General features: G+C 61.6%; 18 protein-coding genes. 12 read left to right on the top strand and 6 right to left on the bottom strand.

The window, feature by feature from the left end; all coding sequences use genetic code 11:
* The first annotated feature begins 29 nt into the window (after positions 1–29).
* The 3 genes from M1D88_RS06160 to M1D88_RS06170 are packed head-to-tail and all read left to right on the top strand — an operon-like array spanning position 30 to position 2,730.
* Positions 30–533: a UDP-N-acetylglucosamine--LPS N-acetylglucosamine transferase gene (locus M1D88_RS06160; RefSeq protein ID WP_458113674.1), complete on the top strand. Its 504-nt coding sequence runs from the start codon at positions 30–32 to the stop codon at positions 531–533.
* On the top strand, positions 530–1,825 hold the full coding sequence (locus M1D88_RS06165) for a glycosyltransferase (RefSeq protein WP_458113675.1): 1,296 nt from the start codon (positions 530–532) through the stop codon (positions 1,823–1,825). Before M1D88_RS06160 ends, M1D88_RS06165 begins: the two co-directional genes overlap by 4 nt.
* On the top strand, positions 1,822–2,730 hold the full coding sequence (locus M1D88_RS06170; RefSeq protein ID WP_458113676.1) for a glycosyltransferase family 2 protein: 909 nt from the start codon (positions 1,822–1,824) through the stop codon (positions 2,728–2,730). Before M1D88_RS06165 ends, M1D88_RS06170 begins: the two co-directional genes overlap by 4 nt.
* A 92-nt stretch (positions 2,731–2,822) precedes the next feature.
* On the opposite strand, the gene M1D88_RS06175 is transcribed toward M1D88_RS06170, so the two are convergent.
* From M1D88_RS06175 to M1D88_RS06190, 4 genes are all read right to left on the bottom strand, one after another.
* Positions 2,823–3,902, bottom strand: coding sequence for a CDP-glycerol glycerophosphotransferase family protein (locus tag M1D88_RS06175; protein WP_458113677.1), 1,080 nt, complete (start codon positions 3,900–3,902; stop codon positions 2,823–2,825).
* Positions 3,899–5,476, bottom strand: a complete 1,578-nt coding sequence (locus M1D88_RS06180; protein WP_458113678.1) for a lipopolysaccharide biosynthesis protein — start codon at positions 5,474–5,476, stop codon at positions 3,899–3,901. Before M1D88_RS06180 ends, M1D88_RS06175 begins: the two co-directional genes overlap by 4 nt.
* Positions 5,454–7,094, bottom strand: a complete 1,641-nt coding sequence (locus M1D88_RS06185; protein WP_458113679.1) for a hypothetical protein — start codon at positions 7,092–7,094, stop codon at positions 5,454–5,456. Before M1D88_RS06185 ends, M1D88_RS06180 begins: the two co-directional genes overlap by 23 nt.
* 84 nt (positions 7,095–7,178) lie before the next feature.
* Positions 7,179–9,416 carry a hypothetical protein gene (locus M1D88_RS06190; RefSeq protein WP_458113680.1) on the bottom strand — a complete coding sequence of 746 codons (2,238 nt, stop codon included), beginning with the start codon at positions 9,414–9,416 and terminating at the stop codon, positions 7,179–7,181.
* Positions 9,417–9,694: 278 nt separating this feature from the next.
* On the opposite strand from M1D88_RS06190, the gene M1D88_RS06195 reads away from it, so the two are divergent.
* The 7 genes from M1D88_RS06195 (at position 9,695) to sufU (ending at position 19,147) form a co-directional block, all read left to right on the top strand.
* Complete coding sequence (locus M1D88_RS06195) at positions 9,695–12,871, top strand: PKD domain-containing protein (protein ID WP_458113681.1); 3,177 nt, start codon at positions 9,695–9,697, stop codon at positions 12,869–12,871.
* Position 12,872: 1 nt separating this feature from the next.
* Positions 12,873–13,562, top strand: coding sequence for a hypothetical protein (locus M1D88_RS06200; protein ID WP_458113682.1), 690 nt, complete (start codon positions 12,873–12,875; stop codon positions 13,560–13,562).
* 77 nt (positions 13,563–13,639) lie between these two features.
* Positions 13,640–15,007 (top strand): Gfo/Idh/MocA family oxidoreductase, encoded by a 1,368-nt coding sequence (locus M1D88_RS06205; RefSeq protein WP_458113683.1) that lies wholly within the window; start codon positions 13,640–13,642, stop codon positions 15,005–15,007.
* Between the two features lie 83 nt (positions 15,008–15,090).
* Positions 15,091–16,392 carry a hypothetical protein gene (locus tag M1D88_RS06210; protein ID WP_458113684.1) on the top strand — a complete coding sequence of 434 codons (1,302 nt, stop codon included), beginning with the start codon at positions 15,091–15,093 and terminating at the stop codon, positions 16,390–16,392.
* Positions 16,382–17,272, top strand: coding sequence for a sulfotransferase family protein (locus M1D88_RS06215; RefSeq protein WP_458113685.1), 891 nt, complete (start codon positions 16,382–16,384; stop codon positions 17,270–17,272). Before M1D88_RS06210 ends, M1D88_RS06215 begins: the two co-directional genes overlap by 11 nt.
* A gap of 73 nt (positions 17,273–17,345) precedes the next feature.
* The gene (locus M1D88_RS06220; protein WP_458113686.1) at positions 17,346–18,671 is read left to right on the top strand and encodes an aminotransferase class V-fold PLP-dependent enzyme; all 1,326 of its coding nucleotides are present in this window, start codon (positions 17,346–17,348) and stop codon (positions 18,669–18,671) included.
* A gap of 26 nt (positions 18,672–18,697) precedes the next feature.
* Positions 18,698–19,147, top strand: a complete 450-nt coding sequence (gene sufU, locus M1D88_RS06225; RefSeq protein ID WP_458113687.1) for a Fe-S cluster assembly sulfur transfer protein SufU — start codon at positions 18,698–18,700, stop codon at positions 19,145–19,147.
* A 126-nt stretch (positions 19,148–19,273) separates the two neighbouring features.
* Here the strand turns inward: sufU and M1D88_RS06230 are convergent, their stop codons facing one another.
* Both M1D88_RS06230 and M1D88_RS06235 read right to left on the bottom strand, forming a co-directional pair.
* Positions 19,274–19,492, bottom strand: a complete 219-nt coding sequence (locus M1D88_RS06230) for an SCO4848 family membrane protein (RefSeq protein WP_458113688.1) — start codon at positions 19,490–19,492, stop codon at positions 19,274–19,276.
* A 4-nt stretch (positions 19,493–19,496) separates the two neighbouring features.
* Complete coding sequence (locus M1D88_RS06235; protein WP_458113689.1) at positions 19,497–19,994, bottom strand: DUF2505 domain-containing protein; 498 nt, start codon at positions 19,992–19,994, stop codon at positions 19,497–19,499.
* Positions 19,995–20,357: 363 nt separating this feature from the next.
* Here M1D88_RS06235 and mfd point away from each other — a divergent pair, with 363 nt between their 5' ends.
* Both mfd and M1D88_RS06245 read left to right on the top strand, forming a co-directional pair.
* Positions 20,358–24,002 carry a transcription-repair coupling factor gene (gene mfd / locus M1D88_RS06240; RefSeq protein ID WP_458113690.1) on the top strand — a complete coding sequence of 1,215 codons (3,645 nt, stop codon included), beginning with the start codon at positions 20,358–20,360 and terminating at the stop codon, positions 24,000–24,002.
* Between the two features lie 6 nt (positions 24,003–24,008).
* A complete protein-coding gene (locus M1D88_RS06245; protein WP_458113691.1) occupies positions 24,009–24,842 on the top strand; it encodes a metal-dependent hydrolase in 834 nt (277 codons plus the stop codon).
* Positions 24,843–24,893 lie beyond the last annotated feature (51 nt).

Consider the following 24,893-nt stretch of genomic DNA (forward strand, 5'->3'; position numbering starts at 1 on the left):
TCATCAAAGAAACGTGGAGAAACGAGACGATGAGAACAGCCAGGTATGGTGTCCGCAATCATCCCGTTGCGCCCGGTACCGAGAGGATTCTGCTGGTTGGATCCAGCGGCGGTCATCTCGCGCAATTGCTGGCCCTTGAACCCTGGTGGGCGCACCAATCGAGGGCCTGGGTAACCTTCAAAACGCCCGACGCCGAGTTCGGCCTGCGGAATGAGCAAGACATCACGTGGGCATACTCCCCAACCACCCGGAACATCCCGAACCTTCTGCGGAACACAAAACTGGCGTGGTCATTGATGCGACGGTTCCGTCCAACCGTGGTGATCTCGACTGGAGCAGGAAGCGCCCTGCCCTTTTTTGCCCTTGCGAAGATGATGCCCACCACGACTGTGTACATCGAAGTTTATGACCGGGTGGACAGCCCCACGCTCACCGGAAGACTGTGCCGGCCATTTACCGACCTGATGTTGGTCCAGTGGCATGACCAGCTGGGACTTTACCGTGACGCCCATGTACTGGGGAGGCTGCTGTGAACGAGGCTCCGGTACATGGCCAGCCTGACAATGCCTCCACTCCGAGAAGCATCAGTGTTCTTGTGGGCACTGACCATCACGAGTTTTCCCGGTTGGTCGACTGGGCTGATGGTTGGGCAGCCGAACATCCGCAGGACAAAGTCACGGTGCAGTTCGGCCACAGCCGGGCACCCGCTTCTGCCGAGGGACACAGCTTCATGTCTCCTGCCGCGCTCGCGGAACTCATGGCCACGAGCGACATCGTTGTTGCGCATGGCGGACCTGCCACTATCTCCGGGGCGAGGGCTGCGGGGCACGTACCGCTGGTGCTGCCAAGGGATCCGGCCCTGGGAGAGCATGTTGACGATCATCAGCAGCGGTTCGCGAGCTGGTCCGCCCAGAGATCGCTGGTCACCAAGGTGGTCTCGGTGCCCGAGCTGCAGGAACGGGTCTCGGCCTTGGCAGGGGAAGGTTCAGGGACCAAGAGCGGAAACCTCGATGGAGCGCGGCAGGGTGACGACGCGGCAAGCCACCTTCCGCTGCTCCTGGAGAAGGCAAGGACTGCTACCAACCGAGCCACACCAGGCGCCCCCGTGGTCTTGTACGTCTCCGCCGCAAGTGCCGCGACGTCGTCGTACCTTTCCGCCCTCAGCCGTGCAGAAGGCGCCGTGATGCTGGGGGACATCGGGCAGTTATGGGAGCAGGGAATAATCAAAAACGCCAACTGCGCCTGCGGGACGGCTTTTTCCTCCTGTCAGTTCTGGCTTCGAGTGGGGAAGGAGGCCTTCGGAGGCTGGGAGGATGTGGACGTCCGCTCCATCAAACGACTGGGGCAGTCCGTCAGGTCTGCTGGAAAGCTGATGCTGGGGGTTTTGCCCTTTGAGCCTCCTTTGCTCCGCCGACAGCTCGCTGAGCACTCGTCGTACTACCTTGCTCTGTTCCGGGCAGTGCAGGACATCACCGGAGGGAAGGTGCTGGTGTGTTGCGGTGCGGACCCTGTTTTGGCTTTCGCCTTGAGCCACAACCGTGAGATAGATGTGCGGATTCTGTATCTGGCTGGAAGGACGGGGCGGCCAGTGACCAGCGACGACGTCCATGGTTCGTTAGCCGCGAGATGGCTGTCATCGAGGATGGGGGCACAATTCCTCAGGATGCGGCACGTTCCCCGCGCCGTCATCGGGCGCAAGCGTTATCTGAACGACCCCGTGAAGGCCCTGCACTCAGTGGGCCAAGAACTCGAACTCCCCGATTCCTGGCCCGTTCAGGGCGCTCCCCAGGAGTTCCATCCCCTTCTGCGAGAGGACCTGGCGTGAGCACAGTGTCGGTGATCATAGCCACGCGGGACCGCCCCGAGATGCTCAGGGAGGCGATCGCGGCGGTCGCTGACCAGACTTTCGACGGTGAGATCGAGATTATCGTGGTTTACGATCAGTCAGCCCCGGACACCTCACTCCAACTATCAGAGGGCACCAGGCGTGTCAGGGTGATCAGCAACTCCCGCACCCCCGGCCTGGCGGGGGCCCGCAACAGCGGGATCCTGGCTGGCACCGGAGACTATGTGGCCTTTTGCGACGACGACGACTATTGGAAGCCCGGAAAGCTCGCGGCCCAGGTTCAACGCATGGAGACCGATTCCGGCGTCGAGTTTGTCACATGCGGAATTTCAGTCCAGTACGACGGCGTCACCCATGACCGCCCGCTGGGCAGGGACATCGTGACCTTCGATGAACTGCTGCGGGACCGGCATACGGAGCTGCACCCCTCAACTTTTCTGATGCGGCGTTCAGCGGCAATCACTGGTTTTGGACTCGTGGACGAAGAGGTCCCTGGCGGATTCGGCGAAGACTACGAATTTCTGCTCCGCGCCGCCAAGTCCCACGCGATTTCCCATGTTCGCGAGGTCCTGGCGGTGGTCCGCTGGGGTGGACAGTCATTTTTCTTCCGACGCTGGCAGACCATGTCAGACGGGCTGTCCTGCCTGCTCGACAGATTCCCGGAATTTGAAACTACACCTGCAGGCTCTGCCAGGATCCGGGGGCAGATTGCCTTCGCCAACGCCGCTTTGAAGAACCGGCGGATCGCCCTCCTGTGGGCAGTGTCGGCCTTCAGGCGCAACCCCCTTGAACTGAGGGCTCCGCTGGCCATCGCCGTCGCTGCCGGGGTGCTGTCCCCGGACAGGGTGATGGTTGAGCTGCACAAGCGGGGGCGCGGAATCTGACCGGGCAGGGTGTTCGCGGCAGTCTACAACGGAAGAGGCGGCAGGAGCATTGCTCCGGCCGCCTCTCCCGTGTCCACAAGATCAACTGTCAGTCAGTATCCAAACACGCGCTCCACCACACGTACTGAGGCCTGTCCATCGTCCAGCGGACAGAAACGTGAGACGAAGGTCCGGTACCGCTCTGCGTTGGCGCGGTGGTCCTTTTCGAGATTACTCAAAGCTGCGCCCAGGGATTCAGTGTCCGTCACGATGGTTCCTGGGGCCCACTCCTCGTAGTCGTAGTACAACCCACGAACATTGTCCCGGTAACGGGCCAGGTCGTAGGGGAAGAGAACTACCGGCTTTCCTGTGACGGCATAGTCAAAAATGGCTGAGGAGTAGTCCGAGACCATCACATCTGCGGCCAAATAGAGTTCGGCGATATCCGGGTAATTGCTGACGTCGAGAGTAAAGCCTTCGCGGCCAGGCGGCGCGCTCTTCACCACGCTGTGCATGCGGTTGAGGATCACTGTTCCGGCAGGTGTTGCCTTCTTCAGCAGATCCAGGTCCAACGCTTCAGGATCTTTGAATTTGCCTTCTTGATGGGGAGAATCATCGCGCCATGTGGGGGCGTTCAGGACCACTAGAGCGGAAGGATCCAGCCCCAGCTCCTTACGTACCTCATCCCTGATCCTGGGCGCTTCGGCCGACTTAAGGATGTCGTTACGGGGGTAGCCGGTTTCCAGCAACTCCCCCTCAAAGCGGAACGCACCCCTGAGAATGTCGGAGCTGCTGGGAGCTGGGGAGAGCAGATAGTCCCATTTTTTGATGTCCCGTTCGAGCCGCTTCTGATGGGCGGCAGCGCCTGGGTAAGTACGGAACTCCTCGTCGAAACCAATGGTCTTGAACGGGGTGCCGTGCCAGGTTTGGAGGTACCTGACCCGTGGACCTTTGACCAAGTGTTTGCTGACCACGTCATTGCTGATGAGATAGTCGCAGCTGTACAGCCTGGCAAAGTACTCCGGGGTGTGCCGACGCACCCTCGCTACGCCGTCAGGCAAGCGGGTTGACTCGTGCGCTACCCAAACCAGCTTCAGATCGGGGCGAAGCCTTTGCAGGGCCTCGGAAATGGCCCGGGGGCTGTCGGAGTATTTTCCACGCCAGCTTTCAAAGAGAACGGTTTTCTGTTTCATGTCTCGTACCTTTCAGGGGAAGGGGAGTCTTTTCTCGAGAGAAGGGTTTTTAGTGTCGGAAGGCGCAGCTTCCCCCGCCAGAGCCACAGGAGAAAGGCATAAGCCAGGCAGCCGGCGGCGAGGACGCCGAAGAACTCCCACAGGTGTGTCCGCTGCAAGAGGCTCAGGATCAGCAGCGGGATTCCGAGGCAAGCCACATTGGCCACCGCTACCAGTGCCGACCTCCAGCCGAATGGGTCCATGGAGAGGAGCTTCTTGACCCGCTCCAGGGTCAGTAAGTTCTTGAGCAACACTGCCATGCCCCATGCAACTGCAGCACCGACAATTCCCCACAGTGGAATCAGGATCAGGCAAAGACCGATATCCGCCGCCAAAGTAGCCAATGCAATCCATAGACTGGTCCGGCTGCCGCCTGCCATCAGCAACAAGGTGTCCAGTGGTCCGGCAGCAACGCCTACAAGCATGGCGATGCTCATCACAATCACCACCGCTCCGGCACTTTCCACGTTGTAGCCCGCGCCGAAGATCATCAGATAGAAGCTGCCCGCCGCGCCTGTGACCATGTAGAGCGGCCATGCTACTGCCATGCTCCATGCTGTGGAGATCCGGAAGATGTCGGCAGCATCCGCGTGCCGCCCTTTTGCAAGCAGCTGGCTGAACCGGGGTTGCAGGACCTGTTGAATCGCGTGGGTGGCGAACTGGCCCAGGGCCACGAACCGTGTAGCCGCAGTGTAGAGCGCCGCATCCTGCACAGAAAGCAGGGCGGCGATCAGGATGATGTCGGACCGCTGAAGCAGGATCTGGCAAAGACGCGCGATTCCACGGGGCCAGGTGAAACTCCAGAATTCCCGACGCACCATGGCGCGGTCATTCAGCGGCGCCGTGTGATGATCAATACCGCGGCGGCGAAGCATTCGGCGGAAGATCAGGACCGACAACACGCCTGCAATGGCGTAGGGGGCCACCCATCCGGCAGAGAGCAGGAGCACTCCGCCGCCAGCCAGGGCAGCGAGCCATACACCCAGCGGCTGCAGCATAGTGCGCAGGAACTTGTCGATCAGGACGGTGCTGCGTACCGTTCCGAAGGAGCGGGCACCTGCCAACGAAAAATCACCCCAGGCGGCCACCGGCAGGAGCACGGCAAACATCAGCAGGACCAGTGACCCCTGGGGAGTATCCAGGCCGATCAAAGGTGCCAGCTGGCCGGCCAGAAGGGCGGTTCCCAGCGCCAGCACGAGGCTGGTCAGCAGGACTGGCCTGAGGGCGACCGACAGACATTGGGAGATATCGGCAGTGCGGCCAGTCGCCTCGTACCGGAGCATAAAGCGGGCCAGTCCGCTTTCAGTACCCAAGGAGGCGGCACCCAGCAGTATCAGAAACGCAGATGATGCTGCAAAGAACATACCGGCAGTGGCCTGGTCATAGAGTTGGGTGACCACCACGATGAGACCGAAGCCGAAAACTGCGGAAACGGCTGCCCCGAGGAGGTTGAACACTCCACTGCGTGCAATATGCGAGAGCTGGGCGTCGACCGCTTCAGTGTTCGCCGCTTCACTGCCCACGAGCACTGGCACTGCTGGAGGCGACTGGAACTTTGGCAGCGGCGGGACGCTCTGCTCCGTTGCCGTTCTTCTTGCTACCCGCCATCGGCTTGCCGGAAGTTGACTTGGCGGGACGCGTCTTGGCCGTTTCCAGTACCACGGCTCCAAGCAGGTTCACGGATAGCTCCCGGCAGACTTCAATAGAACTGTTGAGGTCCGTGACCTTGGTAGAGCCATAGGCGATCTCAATAATGACGGATTTGAAAGTGCTCGCCAACAGCTGCGTATTGGGGCTGAGCATAGGACCAGTGACGACCAGCACAACGTCTGCACGGTGGGCCAGGGAGCCAATCAGTCCGATAAGCCGGGGGGTGATCCGGTGGTGTGCAGAGCCTGCTTCCCGGGAACCGCTGCCCAGGACCTGAAGCGTGGGTGACAGGCTCACCAAGGTTTCGTCAACGGCGATATTCTCGTCCAGGAGATCAGCCAGGCCTGGATAATTTGCCCGGACCAAGGGTGGCATGACCAGGCGGCCCGTCGTGTCTACAACGAGTGTCTTGATCCCTGCCTCTGCAAGCGACCAGCCAATTGAGACTGCAGAGAGTGGCTGCGCTGCGTCTTTACCGGCAGTACTCAACAGGATGATATTGCTCCGGTGGAGCCGGGTGAAGTCCAGGACGTTGGCATTCAACCGGTTGAGCCCTGGAACGGCAGGAGGCGGGTTCTTGCTGAACAGGGGTGCAGGCGAGCCGTCGTGCCCATGGTGGGACGCGATGGTGGGAACGTTGAACGCTTTAATTTCCGCTGCCGATCGGATTACCTTGCCCGACTTGGGACGGGACCGTACCAGGGCCAAAGCGAGGGCCAAGGCCAGGCCGGCAAGCCCCCCGGCGACGGTAAGCAGTAGCGGCAGGTTCAGGAAGCTACCACCCTGGAGTCTTGCCGGCGTAATGACCTGTCCCGGATACAACGGCGTAGTGGAGATATCACCCATTTGCGCATTCAGTTGACTCACCTGGGTTGATACGGACTGGACCTGGGTCAGAAGGAGGCTCGCCTCGGGAGATCCGGCTCCAGCCCGGGTCAACCGCGAACTCAAGCCAGAAAGATCCTTCTGGTACCTGGCGACTTCAGCTTTGATTCCCTCCACGCGGCTATTGACCGAATCAGTCGCCCGGGCCTCGCGGAATGCGAGGTAGGACTCAGCAAAGGCTTGTGCCCGCCTTACTGCTACAGCCGGGTCCGGATCCGTGTAGCTGATCTGCAGGATCTGCGTGTTGACGGGAACCACCACGGTGACTTGGTCCAACACATCCTCGACATTGGCGTCCTGGCGGCCAGGGATGGTTTTTGCAACGGCGTCGGACCGCAGTACCTGGGCCTCAGTGTTCAGGTTGATCAGCTGCTCACCACGCGTGCTTGGATAGAACGCGTTGCCATCCAACGGGCTGAGGAGGATGGCAGAGGTGGCTATCTGGGGCTCGCGTGCGGAAACCCCGGCGGTTGCTCCCAGTACAGCGCCTATCACAGTGAGGCCCAGGATGACCGGCCACGTACGGGCCACTGCGGTGCGGAACAATGCCGTTCGGGTTTCAAAGCCCGGCTCGCGCGTAGGCCGTGTGACCGTGGGTTCTGGTGAGTGATGAGACATGAGACGTTCTCCGGTTCTTTCAGTACTGCGGGAAGATTCTTGGGACGCCCGGGGTAGCCGCGGCGATAGTGGCGGGAGGTGTGGTCAGGGGTTTAATGGCTTTTCCCCTTCCCATCCGGCAGGGCCGGCATATCCCTGGATGAGAGGCCCGGGTTCTTTGCGTTTGTTGGTCAGCCACCGACGTCGGCCGTCCATCCCGCTCCTGAAGGAGCGGACAAAAGCGATCGCAACTGATAGTGCGGCTGCCGCCAAAAACCCCAACAATGCACCGGAGGCGATGTCTACCTCAGGCTGTCCTCGAAGGGTCTGTGTCCGAGGGGCTCGGATGATTTCGCCCGCCACAGTCGACGTAGCCGAAAGGCTGACCACGGCTGCCCGTATATTGGCGGAAACTTCCGACGCATATGACGACCCGACCCGGCTGTCCGGGGACAGGGGTGTCGACAAGGGGATGGAGGCCTGCAGCCGCGCAAGGCGATCACGCAGGGCCAGCAGTACCTGCTCCCGGCGCTGTTTTAGACCCTCACTACGCACGGCGAGATAGGCCTCGGCCAACGAGGTGACAGTTCTTGTTGCCTGCTCGTCGGATGTCCCCGAGTAGCTCAGCGTGAGTACCTGCGAATTCCTTACGGCTGAAATGCCGACGCGGGATCGAAGGGTTTCCGGATCATTGATCCCCTCTGCTTTGGCCACGGGATCAATACTGCTTTGGGACAATACCAGCGCAGCCTCCGTATCGATCGTCATGCGGCCGGACCGGGGGTCCTCTGTGCCCTCAAAGGTCAGGTAGACCGGCGAGGGCGCCAGCAGCAACGTCACGGAGGCCTCATGGGCGGTAGGCCGGGAAGCAGCGACGGCGGCGCCGGCGGCAGTGCCGGCCAGGGTCCCTATCAGCAGCACAGGAAGGTAGCGGCGACCATTCCGGGTGAAATTACCCAGCAGGCGTACATCGTTACTGGCGCCGGCGGACATCCGTTGGCGCCACACCAGTCCGAGAGTCAGCATGATAGTGAAGAACGGCATGCCCAGGGTGTCATAGACGAACATCTGGATGGCGAAAAATAACAAAATGGCTGTCGCCGCAAATTCAAGCGGTGTTCGCGAGCGCCAGTGTGCCAGGAAGCGGGAAATAAAGAAAAGCAGGAAGAAGCACATGCCCACCAGGCCCTGCGAGAATATAACCAGCCAGATGTGACCTTGCGTTCCGAGCGGGGGAACCTGGCAGCCATCGCAGTCAGGCCTTCCACCACCAGCGATCGAGGAAAAGCTTCCCTTCACATCCCGAGTGCTGCCAAATCCAAGTATTGGCGATCCTTCGACGGTGCTGGTTACTGTTTCGACGAGCAGCTCTGTACGGCGTTCGTTGCTGTGGGCGTTTTCCAGCCTCTCTGCTGAAAGTGCTCCCAAGGGGCTTCCGACAAATATGGCGGCGCCAATTCCGAGCGCCACGAGGCTGGCGACGAGCGAGCGTATCCGCCGCTTTGCAATCAGGTAAACGATCAGGGCGCCTGCCCCCACGCCCAGGGAAACCCACAGGCCACGGTTCATCGAATGGACCACCGGGAACGCTGCCACCACCAGGATGATCGGGGCCAGGAGCCGCTTCCAGGCTGGCGCCCTGCCGAACCAGGTCATGAGGAAGAAGGGCAGGTAGATGGAAAAGTTGCTGCCCCACGAGTTGGCAAATTCAAAGGGTGCAATGGGCCGGTACTCTTCCCGGCCAAGGAAGGTGGTCAGGTTTGCTGCTGCCGGATGCACCAGAGGATGAATGAAGCTGTTCGAAGTGAGGGACTTTGGCAGGAGAATCTCTACAAGTGAGGTCAGCTCGAATTTTGGTGCGAGCATGCCAAGAACGCCGCCGGCCACAGTGAAAACGAACATCCAACCGAGCAAGCCGGTTACTCGGCGGGTTGAGGCATCCTCCTCACGGGCGTTTCCGATCCAGAGGAATGCGATGGTGCAGGTTCCGTACCAGGCGAGGCGGTAAAAAAACACCATGAGGCGCTCGGCGCCACCTCCACCAGGAACGCCGCCGGGGGCATCAGCCCAGAGTGCGACAACACTGACGACTACCCAGAGCAGGAACAGGAACCACCAGCCGGTGCCGCGCGGTACGCGGATACGGCCATTGCGCAGTAACTGGATCAGCATAGGCACAGCTAAAACCAAGGGCAGCAGGGCGCTGAGTCCGAGAACCCACCACAGCGGAAATCCGGCCAGCAGAACAACCAACGGCCAGGCATTGTGCTTGGACGGCAGGACCTGGCCGCCCGGAAGCGGAGCAGTTGCCGTCCGAGCCGAATGCTCAGCTGTTGTTGCCATGGGCGTATTCCCCTAACCTGTACGACCCGAGACCTGCATGCCGCAGTCAATGCCGCAGTGCAACGCGTTGAGACCGACTCTAGTCACGTGCGTGCGGCGCAAACACCGTGGAAACTACCTGTTTTGATGCCCGCGAAGTGCCGCCAACTACCTGTTTTCCCGGCTTGGGCAAGGGGTCAATACTTCAGATACTTCGTGTGCGTGTGCCGTCTTTAAGGACGCCACGTTGAAACTTGGCAAGGAAGTCCTAGCAGCTAGGGCTACGGAAAGTAGGAAACGTGCACCGGCCCATCACAAACCAGCCCGGACGGCTCCACGGCCGTTCCGAAACGCCGCGTTGGCTGGTTGCGCTGTGGTCAGTGGTAGCGGCTGCCTTGTGTGCAGGCTTCCTGGCTTTGGTTCCGCCATCACCAGCTGCGGCCGTCCAGCCGGGAACCCAGAATGTGGTGGTCAGCGCGAACGCCAAGCGGGGAACTCCGCACGTACTGGATGGCTACGTGGCCGGCTTCGCCCAGGTGGGCGATCTGACGGTTGCCACCGGAAACTTCACCAGGGTCCGAAACGATTCCAGCACCACGGAAATAGCCCGCACGCACATCTTCGCCTTTACCAGCGCCAACACCATCACCTCCCTCAACGTGGCTGTCAGCGGCGAGATAATGGACGTCCTCGCCGTGGGCGATGGAAAGCATGTGTGGATCGCCGGCTCGTTCAACACCGTGAATGGGGCAACGGCCCGCGGGCTTGCCAAGATCAATGTCTTCACAGGGCAGCGCGACACATCATTTGCGCCTCCTGCCTTTGACGGACGCGTGAACCAGATCCGCCTGCGGAACGGCCTCTTGTACCTCGCCGGACGCTTCATGAAGGCGGGGGAGAGTGCCCGGTCACTGTTCGCTGCGGTGAATCCCACCACCGGAGCCCTGGCTCCCAACGTCTCCCTCAACATCAGCGTTCCCCGGAAGGGTGCGCTGCAGATGTCCCGCATGGACATCACCCCTGATGGAACGCGGATGGTGGGCATCGGCAACTTCACCATGGCCAATGGCCAGTCCCGCAAACAGGTTCTGGTTGCTGATCTCACCACGTCACCGACATCGCTCGCCAACTGGTCCACCGAGGGCTATGCCCCCACCTGCAATCTGGTGTTTGACAGCTATATGAGGGATGTCGATATCTCACCTGACGGGAAGTACTTCGTCATCGTCACCACCGGCTCGTACTACGCCGACACTCTCTGCGACACCGCGGCCAGGTTTGAGACAGGAGCCAGCGGTGCGGACGTAAAACCCACTTGGGTTGACTACACCGGCGGCGATACGCTGACCCGCGTTGCCGTCACGCAAACAACCGTTTACCTTGGCGGCCATCAACGCTGGCTTAACAATCCGTTCGCTGCGGACAGCGTCGGCCCCGGGGCAGTGGAGCGGATGGGGCTTGCCGCCGTCGACGTCCGGAACGGCCTGCCCCTCGCCTGGAACCCCGGCCGCACCCGCGGCTACGGCGTCTACAGCTTTGTGGCCACCGACACCGGCCTTTGGATCGGCAGTGACACCGACCGCATCTCGAATTTCCAGTATCACGGCCGCTTGGCTTTCATGCCGGTCGCGGGCGGGACGCCGCTGCTCCCTGACTATCCGGGCATCCTCCCGGGAACCGTCTACCTGGCCGGTGCAGCTACCGACGACACCGGTAATGCGCTGCCGTCCACCTCCCTCATCAAGCGGAGTTTCAGCGGTACAGCAGTTACGGCTTCCTCCGTGATGGCCACCAGCCAGCCGTTCGGCTCAATGCGCGGCACGTTCATGATCGACAAGAAGCTGTACAGCGGCCGGACCGACGGAACATTCCGGGTCCAGTCGTTCGACGGAACCACCTTCGGCACGCCAACCATTGTCGATCAACGCGGCCTGACAGATTTCCCGGTTGACGTCGCCAAGATCACCGGAATGTTCTACGATGCCGCCACGTCACGGCTGTACTACACCCTGAGCGGTGATTCGCGGCTCTTCTACCGTTACTTCAGCACTGAGATCAACATTATTGGTGCCGTACGCTTCGTGGCACCGACTAATGTGGCAGGCCCGCTATGGGCGGGCACCAGATCGCTGATGCTGCACGGCGACGGCCTCTATGTTGCTGACTCCACCGGGACGCTGAAGCGCTGGGCATGGAACGCCAACACGGCAGTGGCCGGCGGGACACCAGCCACCGTCTCCGGCCCCACGGTCGACGGGAAGAGCTGGGCTGCTACCGAAGCGTTTATGTATGCGGGGGACAAAGCGGCACCGCCTCCTCCCGTGAACCAGGCACCAAACGCCAGCTTCACTTCGACCTCAGCCGGTTTGAAACTTACCGTTGACGGCTCCGGCTCGTCTGACCCTGACGGCAGCATCGCCTCGCACGCCTGGACGTTTGGTGACGGCGGTACCGCTACGGGCGCGACGGCGTCGCGCACCTATGCCGCGGCCGGAACCTACACGGTAACGCTCAAGGTCACCGACAACACCGGTGCCACTCATTCGGTATCAAAGAGCGTGACAGTCACGGCTGCGAACCAGCCGCCGGTGGCGTCCTTCACGGCAGCCGTTTCGAACTTCACCGTCAATGTGAACGGAAGCGGCTCAACTGATCCGGACGGTACGGTGGCGTCCCATGCCTGGGCATTCGGTAACGGCGGAACTGCAACGGGCGCGACGGCGTCGCACACCTACGCAACTGCCGGAACCTACACCATCACCTTGACAGTCACGGATAACGCCGGTGCCACCAACAGCAAAGCACAGCAGGTGACCGTTCCTGGCCAGACAACGGCCGGGTCGGTGACCTTCAGGGCGGCGTCGCAGTCGAACACCAACAGCACCGCCCCCGCCGTCGCGGTCCCGGCTTCCGCCCAGGTCGGAGACGCCATGCTGCTTTTCGCAACGGTGAACAACACCGACGGGACAGTTTCCAGCCCCACCGGAGTCACCGGATGGCAGGTGGTGGGATCAAAGTCCCAGGCCACCATCCAGTCCTTCCTCTGGGCCAGGCGCGTACAGACCGGAGACGCCGGCAAGACGGTGACGGTGCCAATATCCTTGCTGTCCAAGACGGCCCTGCAGCTGGTGGTGTACCAAGGGGTTACCGGCCCCAACTGGCTGGCCGCACAGGCCTCCGAGGTTGACGTGTCGGGAACCACCAAGCACACAACACCGCAAGTGCAGGCCCCAAGTGCAGGCAGCACCCTGGTGTCCTACTGGGCCGAAAAGATCAGCGCCAGCGACACCTGGACGGTGACTGCCCCGCAGATTATGCGTTCCACCACTGTCGGAAGCGGCGGAGGCGCAATCAACTCCGCCCTGAGCGACACAGGGCCCGTCGGGGCAGGAACTACCGGAGGCGTGACAGCGACGGCCGGGCTGGCTTCCACCAAGGTAGCCATGTGGTCCGTCGTGCTCCAACCGGGAGCCTGACGTGCTCCCGGCAAAAGTCAAGGCAGGGAGGAACGACGTGTTCCGCAAGTATCGGATAGTGATGGTTGCCGTTGCGGCCGCGGCCATCGGAGGAATCATCTGGGCAGGCTCCCAGGGCCCCACGGAAGCTGTTGTTGCGCAGGAGTCTCCTGCCGGAATTTCGGCGACTGAGAGTCCCTCCACGGCCACGTCACCGGAAATTCTGGTTCCGGGACCGATGGCGACGTCGGATGCCGCAGCACCAGCGCCACCTGCGCAGGCGCCTGAAGCGCCGGGACAAGCGCCTGAAGCGCAGGTACAGGCGCCGCTACCTGAGCAGCAGCCGGACAATCCACCACCGGCCAACGTTCCATTGGATGTCGCGGTAGACGTGCCTTCAGTAGCGGTCAACGACTGCACGTCGTTGGAGTCCTCCCTGACCGAGTACCAGGAGACAGCGAAGAGCGTGGGGCCCACGGGGTATCGGATGCTTTTGGTCGGACTGGACAATCTGGAGGGCATGGTGGGTTCGCTCGCCAGTTCGGATCAGCAGTACGAACCAGTGATGCAGGTGCTCTCTGATGTACGCCGGCAGTGGAGCTCGGCATTGTCCGCCCACGATGCAGGCATAACCGCTGAAGCCGACAAAGCGTCCCAGGAAGCACAGGCCTCCCTGCAGACAGCCAGGGACTCCCTGAAATGTACGTCGTGAGCGTGAGCCGAAACCTATAGACCGAAGGGGCCTTGGATGTCACGGAAGACCACAGCCAATCGAGGGGAATACAGCTGATGAACACCACTGAAGCACCTGTGAAAGTGATTACGTATGGAACCTTCGACATGTTGCATGAGGGTCACCTCAGGCTGCTGCGCCGGGCCAAAGCACTCGGTGACTACCTGATAGTCGGGATTACCACCAGCTCTTACGACGAAACCCGTGGCAAGCTCAACGTCCGTGACAGCATGATGACCCGAATTGCCAATGTGCAGGCAACCGGCCTGGCGGACGAGGTGATCATCGAAGACTATGAGGGCCAGAAGATCAATGACATCCAGCAACATGGTGCTGACATCTTCGCTATCGGTTCCGACTGGCTGGGGAAGTTCGACTACCTCAACGATTTCTGCAAAGTGGTCTATCTCGAGCGGACGGCCGGCGTTTCCAGCACCCAGTTACGTGCCGAGAAGCTGGGCATCGTCCGATTAGGGATTTCCGGCACGGGGAGCGCAACGAACTGGTTCACGGACGAGGCCCTCAAGGTCAGTGGCCTGGAGATTGAATCGGTCTTCAACCCGAATGCAGCCATCGCCCGGGACTTTGCCAAGAGTAACTCTATTCAAAACCACTTCTCGGACTCCGACGATTTCCTCGCCTCGGTGGATGCAGTGTTCATAGCAAGTCCTGCCCAGTCTCACTACCACCAGGTAAAGCAGGCTCTTGAAAGCGGCGTCCATGTGATGTGCGAGAGTCCCCTGACGCTGAGCCAGAAGGAAACGGCGGAGCTGTACGCTCTTGCAACAGACCGCGGCAAAGTTCTTCTGGAAGAGATCAGGACGGCATATTGTCCTGGATTCATCCGGCTCGTTGCGCTCGCCCGGAGTGGCTTGGTGGGAACGGTCAAGTGTGTCGATGCCACCTACACAAGGCTGACAGAGGGTCTGCGGGCGAATGCTCCTTTTGACGGCAGCGTGGCGCGGTTGGCAAGCACGCCGCTGCTGGCCATTTCAAAAATCATTGATTCGCAGCTTCAGGATATGCAGGCTGCCACCTACCCTCATCCTGACGATGGAGTGGACGAATTCAGCCGGATCAACCTGCGCTTCGATTCGTCAATCTCTTCCATCACGGTGGGCCTCGGAGTGGAGAGCGAGGGGCATTTGACGGTTACCGGTACCCGCGGCACCATCTACATCCCGGGTCCATGGTGGCAGACAACTGACATCTTTGTCCGGTTTCCTGACCCCAGCCGCGATCAGACGTTCCATTTTCCCTTTGCTGGAGACGGACTGCGTTACGCGATTGCTGAATTCGTCTCGATGATCCAGAACAACAGGTTGTCCACGTACAAGATGCGCTCCAAGGACTCCTTGTTCATTTCCGGAGTCATTGAGGCATTTCTCCAGCGACAAGCCCAGGGCGGATCAGACAGCTTCTAATTTCCTGCGGAAGAACTGCCGGCCACCCCGCCAGGGATCCGACGACGAAAGGCGACCGCCCCGGGCGGTCAGATGGGGGATCAGTGGAACCAACTGACACTATGAAACCCTTGCTGGCAACGCTGAGTGACCTGTGGCCCGGATCAACCGGGAGGGTGATACCGGCCCGTAGCCCGTACAACCCCACCACTGAGGTTACGAACGGGGAAGGGTTTTGGGTGGTGCCGCACATACGCGCTCCCCGAATCCTCATTCCAGTCAGCAATGCCCGCGCCGCCTCCTCAGCACTTCATCGCTACAGCGCCGCAATTTCCCTTTCCGAGACGGTGCAGCGGCTGGTTCTGGCTTCAGCCCTTGGCGTTGGAGCAGGACGGGCCCTTCTGCCGGACAGGGTGCAGTTGGACAGTGCGCCGTCAGACACTTTGCCGTTGGACCAGGCGCAGCTGGGCGGGTTTCAGCAGGGCGAAGCGGGGGACAGCAGCATTCTCGGGTATCTGGAGGGCGTCCTGGGCGAGCCGGTGTCGGTCAGCTTGAGCATCGGACCTGCGAGAGCCAACCGTAAACCGGTGCTGCAGGTTTTCGATTCGAAAGGCAGAAGCCTCGCCTTCGTCAAAGTCGGCGATACTGCAACAGCCTCGAGCCATGTCAGCCGGGAAGCCAAGAACCTCGCCCTGCTCTCCGCAAAGGATTTTTCCACGCTGGAACTGCCGGCTCTGATCAATTTCGGTTCGTGGCGTTCCATGACCGTGCTGGTGATGTCCGCCCTGAACACCGTCCCGGCAGCCCGGGGACCCCGCTTTGCAGGGCTCCGGGAACGCGCATTGCTGGAGCTGAATGAGGCCTTTCCGTACGAGGATTTACCGCTCGGTCAAACACCCTTGTGGGTGGGCCTGCGGACCCAATACCTGCAATTGACTGATGGCCCGGTCCGCCTTCGTTTTGGCCAGTGCCTGGAAAGGCTGGAAACGGCTTTTCCGGACCAGATATTGCGCGTCGGAGCATGGCACGGGGACTTCACCCCCTGGAACATGGCCAGGCGTCGCGGCAGGCTGCAGTTGTGGGACTGGGAACGCTTTGACGAAGGTGTCCCGGTGGGGTTGGACCAGTTGCACTATCCGCTCAACCTGCATCTCCGCCGGGCCGGCACCACACTGGCCGCCATCCTTGAAGGACTGGAGTTGGGCGCCCCGGGCTTCGGGATCCCGCACCGGCAGGCGCGCGGAACACATGCAGTACTTGGGGCCTACCTGGCTGCGATTTCATTGCGCTATCTGCTGGGCGCGCAGGGTGAAGGCGGAGAAGCCATCAGCACCAAGAGCAGGCTCATGCTGGAAGCACTGGAACTGGTAACAAGCCAAGGGGAGAAGGCAGCGCATGTCCACTAATACTTTTCGGGATTTGTCCCACTGGGCGAGCGGTCACCTCCCGAGCGGAATCGCCGATGCTGCCAGGGCTGCGGCCGAAGCAGCCGGCACCGTAACCGCGGGACTCCGCATGATGCCTTCCCTGATAATCGTTGGAACCCAGCGCAGCGGGACCACCACTCTGTACCGCCTGCTTTCCGACCATCCGGGCGTGATCCGTCCCACGGCGTCCAAAGGTGTGGGCTATTTTGACCTGAACTACCATCGCGGGCATAGCTGGTATCGCGGACATTTTCCGCTGGCAGCGCTCGGAGCAGGCGATACGCATGGCCAAAAGATTACGTTTGAGAGCAGCGGATATTACTCATTCCACCCACTGGCGATCGAACGGCTTGCCCAGGATATGCCGGCCGTGAAACTGCTGATGATGGTGCGGAACCCGGTCAACCGCGCTTATTCCGCTTACCGGCACGAGTTCAACAGGGGTTTTGAAACCGAGACGTTTGAGCGGGCGCTGGAACTCGAACCGAAACGGCTGCAGGGCGAGGTGGAGCGTATGCTGGCGGATCCCCTGTACCAAAGTTACGAGCATCGCCACCATGCTTATCTGGGACGGAGCCAGTACGCCGAGCAAGTGGAGCGGATCCACCGGCTGCTGGGGCCGGACCGGTTGCGGGTGGTGGATGCCGACAGGTTCTTTGCCTCGCCGCATGTGGAGTTTGAAGGCATCCAGCGCTGGCTGGGCCTGCCATTGTGGCAACCGGAGACTGTGCGTCCGTGGAACGAGCAACCCGGCGAACAGCTGGATCGCCGGGTGAGGGACCGCCTGATGGAGCACTTTGTTCCCTATGACCAAAGGCTGGCCGAGCTGACCGGCACAATCCCCTCCTGGCGCCAGTAGCCCGGCAGCGGCGCTATGGGACAGTCGCTATGGGACAATTGAGTGTCTTCTAATTGACACTGCAAGGAGTTTCATGGCTGTAGTAACAACGCCGACCACGCTGGAGCACGCTGTTCCGGCGATGGACAACGCGGAGGTCCTGCGGATCAGAAATGACTTTCCAGCCCTTTCCCAAACGGTCAACGGCCAGCCACTGATCTACCTGGATTCCGGGGCTACATCGCAGAACCCGCTCAGCGTGATTGAGGCCGAGCAGGAGTTCTACGAACAGCGCAATGCCGCCGTCCACCGCGGCGCCCACCACCTGGCGGTTGAGGCAACGGATGCTTTCGAGGATGCCCGCCAGACAGTCGCCGATTTCATCGGTGCCAACTATGAGGAAACGGTGTGGACCTCCAATGCCACCGAGGGCCTGAACCTGATCAGTTATGCGCTTTCCAATGCTGCACTTTGGGCAGCCCAAGGCCGGGGGGACAGGCGGCTGAATGATCTGGCCGTGGGTCCGGGGGACGAAATCGTTGTCACCGAGATGGAACACCACGCCAACCTCATCCCCTGGCAGGAACTCGCCTTCAGGACCGGGGCAACTCTGCGGTACATCCCGGTTGACAATTCCGGAACCCTGGACCTGGAGCAGGCCGCAGAGCTCATCGGGGACCGCACCCGGCTGCTGGCCTTCACGCATGCCTCAAACGTCCTTGGCAGCATCAATCCGGTTCAGAACCTGGTTGCCATGGCCAGAAAGCAGGGCGCCCTCGTGGTGCTGGACGCCTGCCAGTCAGCGCCACACCTGGCCCTGGACGTCAAAACCCTCGACGTCGATTTCGCCGTCTTCTCCGGTCACAAGATGCTCGCCCCCACAGGCATCGGCGTGCTGTACGGGAAGCAGGAACTCCTGGACTCATTGCCGCCGTTCCTCACGGGCGGTTCCATGATCACCACGGTGACGATGGAACGGGCGGAATACCTGCCCGCGCCACAGCGGTTTGAAGCAGGTACTCAGCGCATCTCGCAAGCTGTCGCCCTCGCCACGGCCGTCAACTACCTCAGCGAAACGGGTCTTGACCGGGTGCACCGGTGGGAATCTCAGCTCGGTCAACGGATGGTGGCGGGGCTTGAGCAAATCGAAGGGGTCCGGGTATTGGGTCCGGCGGCAGGGGTGGAACGAATCGGTCTGGCCGCTTTTGACGTAGCCGGAGTCCACGCGCACGACGTCGGCCAGTTTCTGGACTCACGCGGCATCGCCGTCCGCGTCGGTCACCACTGTGCCCAGCCGCTCCACCGGCGCCTTGGCCTTACTGCAACTACCCGGGCGAGCGCCTACCTCTACAACACCACAGACGACATTGATCAATTTCTGGACGCCGTCTCCGGGGTTCGCTCCTATTTCCGTGTCTGATCACCGGACCACCGAAGGTACTGAACATGAGCCTCGACCAGCTTTATCAGCAGATCATTCTTGATCACTCGAAGACCAGGTACGGCAGCGGACTTTCTGCCACCGCAGCGCCTCAGGGTGCATCAACGGGGCAATCGCACCAGTTGAACCCCGTCTGCGGCGATGAAGTAACTCTCCGCGTCGCCGTCGATCACGGGAAGGTGGCCCAAATTTCCTGGGACGGCGAAGGCTGTTCCATTTCGATGGCCTCCGCCTCTGTGCTCAGCGAAATGGCGGAGGGGATGACCGTTGATGAGCTTCACGAGACGATCGGGGCGTTCAGGGAAGTCCTCAGATCGCGGGGCAAGGTCCACGCGGATCCGGAAATCCTTGGCGACGCAGCCGCATTCGAGGGTGTGGCCCGTTACGCCGCCCGGGTCAAGTGCGCCATGATTTCCTGGGTTGCAGCCGAGGACGCCCTCAACCAGGCCTCATAAGTCGGGCCACCACTACTTCCCGGACCCAACTTCCGGACAAAGGATTGTAAACGAAGTTTGCACGCCTCAACAAAAATGCGCCTGGCCCAATCGGGGCAGGCGCATTTTTGTTGTTCCGGTTGCCGGCTATACCAGCGCAGCAATTCCAATCGCGGCGGTGGCGGCTCCGAGGGCCATGGAGACAGTCACCAGCACAATGTGGACTGTGAGGAATTTGGTGGCCTTCCCCGCCTCATCGCGTGCCCGTGGGTCTTTCATCACCCGGCGCAGGAACTGAGGCCAGACGGCCAGGGACCACACGCCCGAAATGATCAGGACAACTGACAGCAGTACCGGCAGTTGCACGGGATCAGTGACTTTCCAGCCAGGCCTGTGCCTGCTGGGACTGGATGTTGAGGGCCTTCCCCACCATGGGCTCAGCTGCATCGGCGATTTTTCCGCCGAGGAGTGGGACCGAAGAGGTGACGTTGCCTTCGAGCTCAACGCGCGTGCTGCCGCCGTCGGCAACCAGCCGCTGCACGGCTGTGACGTCGAGGGGAGCGCCGGCGATCTTGAGGCTGATGTTGCTCTGGCGGGAGCCGTCAGCGGCAGGGGCCTCCCAGGTTTCCAGCTGTGTCACCTTCAGCGTGTCGCCCACGAACTTGCGGGCAATTTCCGGCAGGCGGGTGGTGGGCAACGTCCGGACGGAAGTGGTGCTGAACGAGCCGGCGACGTCGCCGTCAACCGTAAAGGATTCCAGGGTCCCGCCGACCAGTTCGCTGGTATGGCGCTGGAATTCCTCATTGACGAAAACAGCTGCTACGAGCTCAACGTTGTGCGGCAGGGTAGTGGAAGCACTCAGTGCCATTGTTCCTCCGTGTGTCAGGAAAGGGGGTGGTCATCGCTTTTTGCCCTCCACATCCTACGGTGTTTGCGGGCGCTCCTCCGCATCGGTATGTGCTTGAGCTGCTGCCGTAATGTTCCGTGACATTGCGGTAAAAATCCGGCTAGGGAACGGTAGGACGGCCAGCCATTTGGGGCTGGAGCCGGCGATGCCAGAAATGGGATTGGCGGACGGGCATGACTGCTGGGGGCGAAATCACTCAGCGTCGCTATACAACCCGGGTGCCTATGCTCCTGTGGCAGGGGTAGGCTGGGAACACCCGGGATTCTCATGAATTTCGGGTTTTCGTGTTGCCTGCATCCCATGAACACTCCAGGAGCTTCAGTCATGAGCCTCAACGGCCCATCCCTCACCGGTCTGCGCCGCGTCCTCGCCGAAGACAGAACCTTCGCCAGGGTCCAGGCGGAGGCGGCCAGGAGCTTTGACGACCGCAGTGAGGACTACCAGATCAGCGCCCCGTCAGGACTCAGGGCTGCCCTGCTGGCTGAAATGGCCGACGGCCTGGCAAAGCAAGGTGCCAATGGAAACGCAGCGATAGTACTTGCAGTGACCGCCACCGGACGCGAGGCAGAGGACCTGACCGAGGCGCTGAGGGCATATTTGCCCGCGGACTCGGTGACAGAGTTCCCCAGTTGGGAGACGCTGCCCCATGAAAGGCTGTCCCCCCGCTCCGACACGGTGGGCCGGCGCCTGTCCGTTCTTCGCCGGTTGGCACACCCGGAAACCTCGCCCACCGGCCCCTTGCGCGTAGTGGTGGCACCGGTCCGTGCGGTTGTTCAGCCCATCGTGGCAGGACTGGGCGAACTGACCCCCGTTACCTTGGAGGTTGGCCAGGAGCGCTCCTTCACCGATGTCGTGCGAAGCCTCGCCGATGCCGCATATGCCCGCGTTGATATGGTGACCCACCGTGGGGAGTTCGCCGTCCGCGGCGGCATCCTGGATGTATTTCCGCCGACTGAAGACCACCCCATCCGCGTGGAGTTCTTTGGCGACGAAGTGGACCAGGTGCGCTGGTTCGCCGTCGCCGACCAGCGCTCACTGTCCGCCCCCGGCGTGCACCATCCCACGGAGCTTCATGCCCCGCCATGCCGGGAAATCCTGATCACGCCATCGGTTATGTCCCGCGCGGCAACGCTCAAGGCGCAGATGCCGGCAGCCGCAGACATGCTGGAGAAGATCGCGGGCGGGATCGCGGTCGAAGGTATGGAGTCTTTGGCGCCGGTGCTGGTGGACTCGATGGTGCCGTTCGTCGATCAGCTTCCGTCCGGCTCGATCTCCGTGGTGATTGAACCGGAAAAAGTACGCACACGAGCCCACGATCTGGCCGCCACCAACGAGGAGTTCCTTGAAGCGGCGTGGTCCACGGCATCCGACGGCGGGACGGCACCTTTGGATTTGAGCTCTGCGGCCTCCGCAGCGCTCCACTCAGCCAGTTTCCGCTCCCTTACGGACACCAGGACTGCAGCTTTGGCTCACGATGTGTCTTGGTGGTCCATCACCTCCCTTGCCACCGATGAGGAAATAGCGCCGGACATTGACGTCCTTAATCTGCACGCCCGTGAACCTCGCGGCTACCAGGGCGATGTGGCCGAGATGATGGACTTCATTGGATCCCACGTCCGGGACCAATGGCGCATTGTTGTAGTCACTGAGGGCCCTGGTCCTGCCCAGCGGCTGGCGGAGCTTTTCCATGACAACAACATTCCCTGCGCCCGAGTGGACTTGCTGGACAAGGAACCGCAGCCGGGCATCATCGAGATAACAACTGCCGCCGTCGGGCGCGGTTTTGTGCTGGAGGGACTCAAGCTCAGCCTGCTCACCGAGGCGGATCTGTTAGGGCGGACCTCCGTGGGTTCCACAAAGGACATGCGGCGCATGCCCTCCAAACGGCGGAACGCTGTGGACCCCCTGCAACTCCTCGCCGGCGACCACGTGGTGCACGAGCAACACGGTATCGGACGATTCGTGGAGCTCATCCAGCGGAAGGTCTCCGGCGGCGGAGACGGCATGCGCGAATATCTCGTTCTGGAATACGCTCCGTCCAAGCGCGGAGCCCCGGGGGACCGGCTGTTTGTCCCCACCGACCAGCTGGACCAGGTGACCCGCTACGTCGGCGGGGACACTCCGGTACTCAGCAAGATGGGCGGTTCGGACTGGGCCAGCACCAAGTCCAAAGCGCGCAAGGCCGTCAAGGAGATTGCCGGTGAGCTTATTCGGCTCTACTCAGCGCGTATGGCATCCCGCGGCTTCTCCTTCAGCCCGGATACCCCGTGGCAGCGTGAGTTGGAGGAGGCTTTCCCTTACGTTGAGACCCCCGACCAGCTGACCACCATCAACGAGGTCAAGGCGGACATGGAGCGCGAAATTCCCATGGACCGGCTCGTCTCGGGAGACGTGGGCTACGGCAAGACGGAGATCGCCGTCCGTGCAGCCTTCAAGGCGGTGCAGGATGGCAAGCAAGTGGCGGTGCTGGTGCCCACCACGCTCCTGGCGCAGCAGCATTATGAGACTTTCACCGAGCGGTTCTCCGGCTTCCCGCTCCGGGTCAAGCCTTTGTCCCGCTTCCAAGGGACGAAGGAGACCAAAGAGACGGTTGAGGGTGTCAAGAGCGGCGCTGTCGACGTCGTGATCGGCACCCACCGCCTGCTCTCCAAGGACTTTGAGTTCAAGGACCTCGGCCTGGTGATCGTGGACGAGGAACAGCGTTTCGGCGTGGAACACAAGGAGGCGCTCAAGAAGATGCGCACCAATGTGGACGTGCTGGCCATGAGCGCCACTCCCATTCCGCGAACGCTGGAGATGTCGCTGACCGGGATCCGGGAAACATCCACCCTGGCCACGCCACCCGAAGAACGCCATCCCGTGCTGACGTACGTGGGCCCGTACACGGACAAGCAGAGCTCTGCCGCAATCCGGCGTGAGCTCATGCGCGAAGGCCAGGTCTTCTTTGTCCACAACCGGGTTTCCACCATTGAACGGACGGCCGCCAAGATCCGGGAACTTGTACCCGAAGCGCGGGTGGAAGTGGCCCACGGGCAGATGTCCGAGAGCCGGCTGGAGCAGATCATAGTCGACTTCTGGGAGAAGCGCTTTGACGTCCTGGTCTGCACCACGATCATCGAAACGGGCCTCGATATCTCCAACGCCAACACCTTGATCGTCGACGGCGCCGACAAGTACGGGCTCTCTCAGCTGCACCAGCTGCGAGGCCGTGTGGGCCGGGGCCGTGAACGAGCCTATGCCTACTTCCTGTACCCGGCTGAAAAGCCGTTGGGGGAGGTGGCCTTGGAGCGCCTTAAGGCCGTAGCCACCCACAACGAGCTGGGCGCCGGCATGCAGCTGGCTATGAAGGACCTCGAAATCCGCGGGGCTGGAAACCTGCTGGGCGGGGAACAGTCCGGCCACATCCAGGGCGTCGGGTTCGATCTCTACATCCGCCTGGTGGGCGAGGCCGTGGCAGATTACCGCGGGGATGCTGAAGAAAAGGCGGCCGAGATGAAGATCGAGCTGCCCGTGAACGCGCACCTGCCGCACGATTACGTTCCCGGTGAGCGCCTCCGGCTGGAGGCGTACCGCAAGCTGGCCGCTGCCGTCAGTTACGAAGCCATTGACGAAGTCCTGGCGGAGCTTGTGGACCGCTACGGCGAGCCGCCGCTGCCCGCGCAGAACCTTATCGCCGTCGCCCGCTTCCGGGTAGGGGCCCGCCAAGCCGGACTGTCTGACGTCGCGCTGCAGGGCAACTTCATCCGCTTCTCGCCGGCGCAGCTGCCCGAGTCCAAGACCATGCGCCTGAACCGCATGTATCCGGGAGCCCAGTCGAAGCCGGCGCTGGACGCCGTTCTGATTCCCAAGCCGAAGACCGCGAAAATTGGTGGACGGGACCTGCAGGACGCCGAAATTCTCGAATGGGCCAACGGCGTCATCCGCAATATCTTCTCTGACGCTCCAGCAGCCCAACTGACCGCGGGCTGAGCCGTGATGGGAGGACACCATGCCGCGTCGGGAGCCGCGGCGTGGGTAGCCATTGCTTCCACCGGTCCCTACACCTTGGGCTGGTATCCGCTGGACGCCACCGGAATCTTGATCGGCGGGATGGCAACGGCGGGAACCGCCTTGGTGCTCGACTGGGACCACCGCCACAGCACAGTGGCCCAGTCGCTGCCTCCGTTGTCTAACATGATCGCCGTCGGAATAGAGAACGCGAGCGGTGGGCACCGGCAGGGAACGCACTCCCTGTTGGGCGGGGCCTTCTTCGTGGTGCTGGCCATGATGGCCGGACAGATCCAGCTGCACACGGACTGGGGGATCCTGTCCGTTGGGGCAGGGCTCCTGTGCATGTTCCTGATCAACATCGCCGCCAAGGCCCTCAAGCTGTTCCCGAAATCGGGCTGGATCACCAACTGGCTGTTCGCCCTCACGATGGCTGGCCTCGTGACCTGGTTCGCACCTGACCAATGGACCTGGCTCCCGGTGTCCATGCTGACCGGAGTGGTGGTCCACATAGTCGGGGACATGATCACCACCGGAGGCGTCCCGCTTCTTTGGCCGATTGTGATCAAGCCGCCGAAATTCCTGCGGAAGCTGCCTTTGCTGAAGGACGTCTGGAAAGCCAATGGCGCGTTTTCCATCCCGCTGCTGGGCCGTGCCGGTTCCCGACGTGAATGGCTGGTCCTGATTCCCGTGAGCGCCTATGGCATGGTGGGCATGTGCATGGCCGCCTGGGCGCTGGGAAATGTGCACTTTCCTGCCGCCCTGGCCTTCGGGAGCAGGTTCATGAGCACCTTGCTGGGCACCGGCCAGGACTCCGGTTAAACGGCTGACGCCCCGGGATATCCGGGGCGTCAGCGAGAAATCGTGAAATGC

It is taken from the genome of Arthrobacter sp. R1-13 (genome assembly GCF_054161475.1).

Bases quoted from the DNA above. Each gene is read 5' to 3' on its own strand.
- M1D88_RS06160 (WP_458113674.1), top strand. From the start codon at position 30: ATGAGAACAGCCAGGTATGGTGTCCGCAATCATCCCGTTGCGCCCGGT.
- M1D88_RS06175 (WP_458113677.1), bottom strand. From the start codon at position 3,902: ATGAAACAGAAAACCGTTCTCTTTGAAAGCTGGCGTGGAAAATACTCC.
- M1D88_RS06185 (WP_458113679.1), bottom strand. From the start codon at position 7,094: ATGTCTCATCACTCACCAGAACCCACGGTCACACGGCCTACGCGCGAG.
- M1D88_RS06190 (WP_458113680.1), bottom strand. From the start codon at position 9,416: ATGGCAACAACAGCTGAGCATTCGGCTCGGACGGCAACTGCTCCGCTT.
- M1D88_RS06205 (WP_458113683.1), top strand. From the start codon at position 13,640: ATGAACACCACTGAAGCACCTGTGAAAGTGATTACGTATGGAACCTTC.
- M1D88_RS06215 (WP_458113685.1), top strand. From the start codon at position 16,382: ATGTCCACTAATACTTTTCGGGATTTGTCCCACTGGGCGAGCGGTCAC.
- M1D88_RS06220 (WP_458113686.1), top strand. From the start codon at position 17,346: ATGGCTGTAGTAACAACGCCGACCACGCTGGAGCACGCTGTTCCGGCG.
- sufU (WP_458113687.1), top strand. From the start codon at position 18,698: ATGAGCCTCGACCAGCTTTATCAGCAGATCATTCTTGATCACTCGAAG.
- M1D88_RS06235 (WP_458113689.1), bottom strand. From the start codon at position 19,994: ATGGCACTGAGTGCTTCCACTACCCTGCCGCACAACGTTGAGCTCGTA.
- mfd (WP_458113690.1), top strand. From the start codon at position 20,358: ATGAGCCTCAACGGCCCATCCCTCACCGGTCTGCGCCGCGTCCTCGCC.
- M1D88_RS06245 (WP_458113691.1), top strand. From the start codon at position 24,009: ATGGGAGGACACCATGCCGCGTCGGGAGCCGCGGCGTGGGTAGCCATT.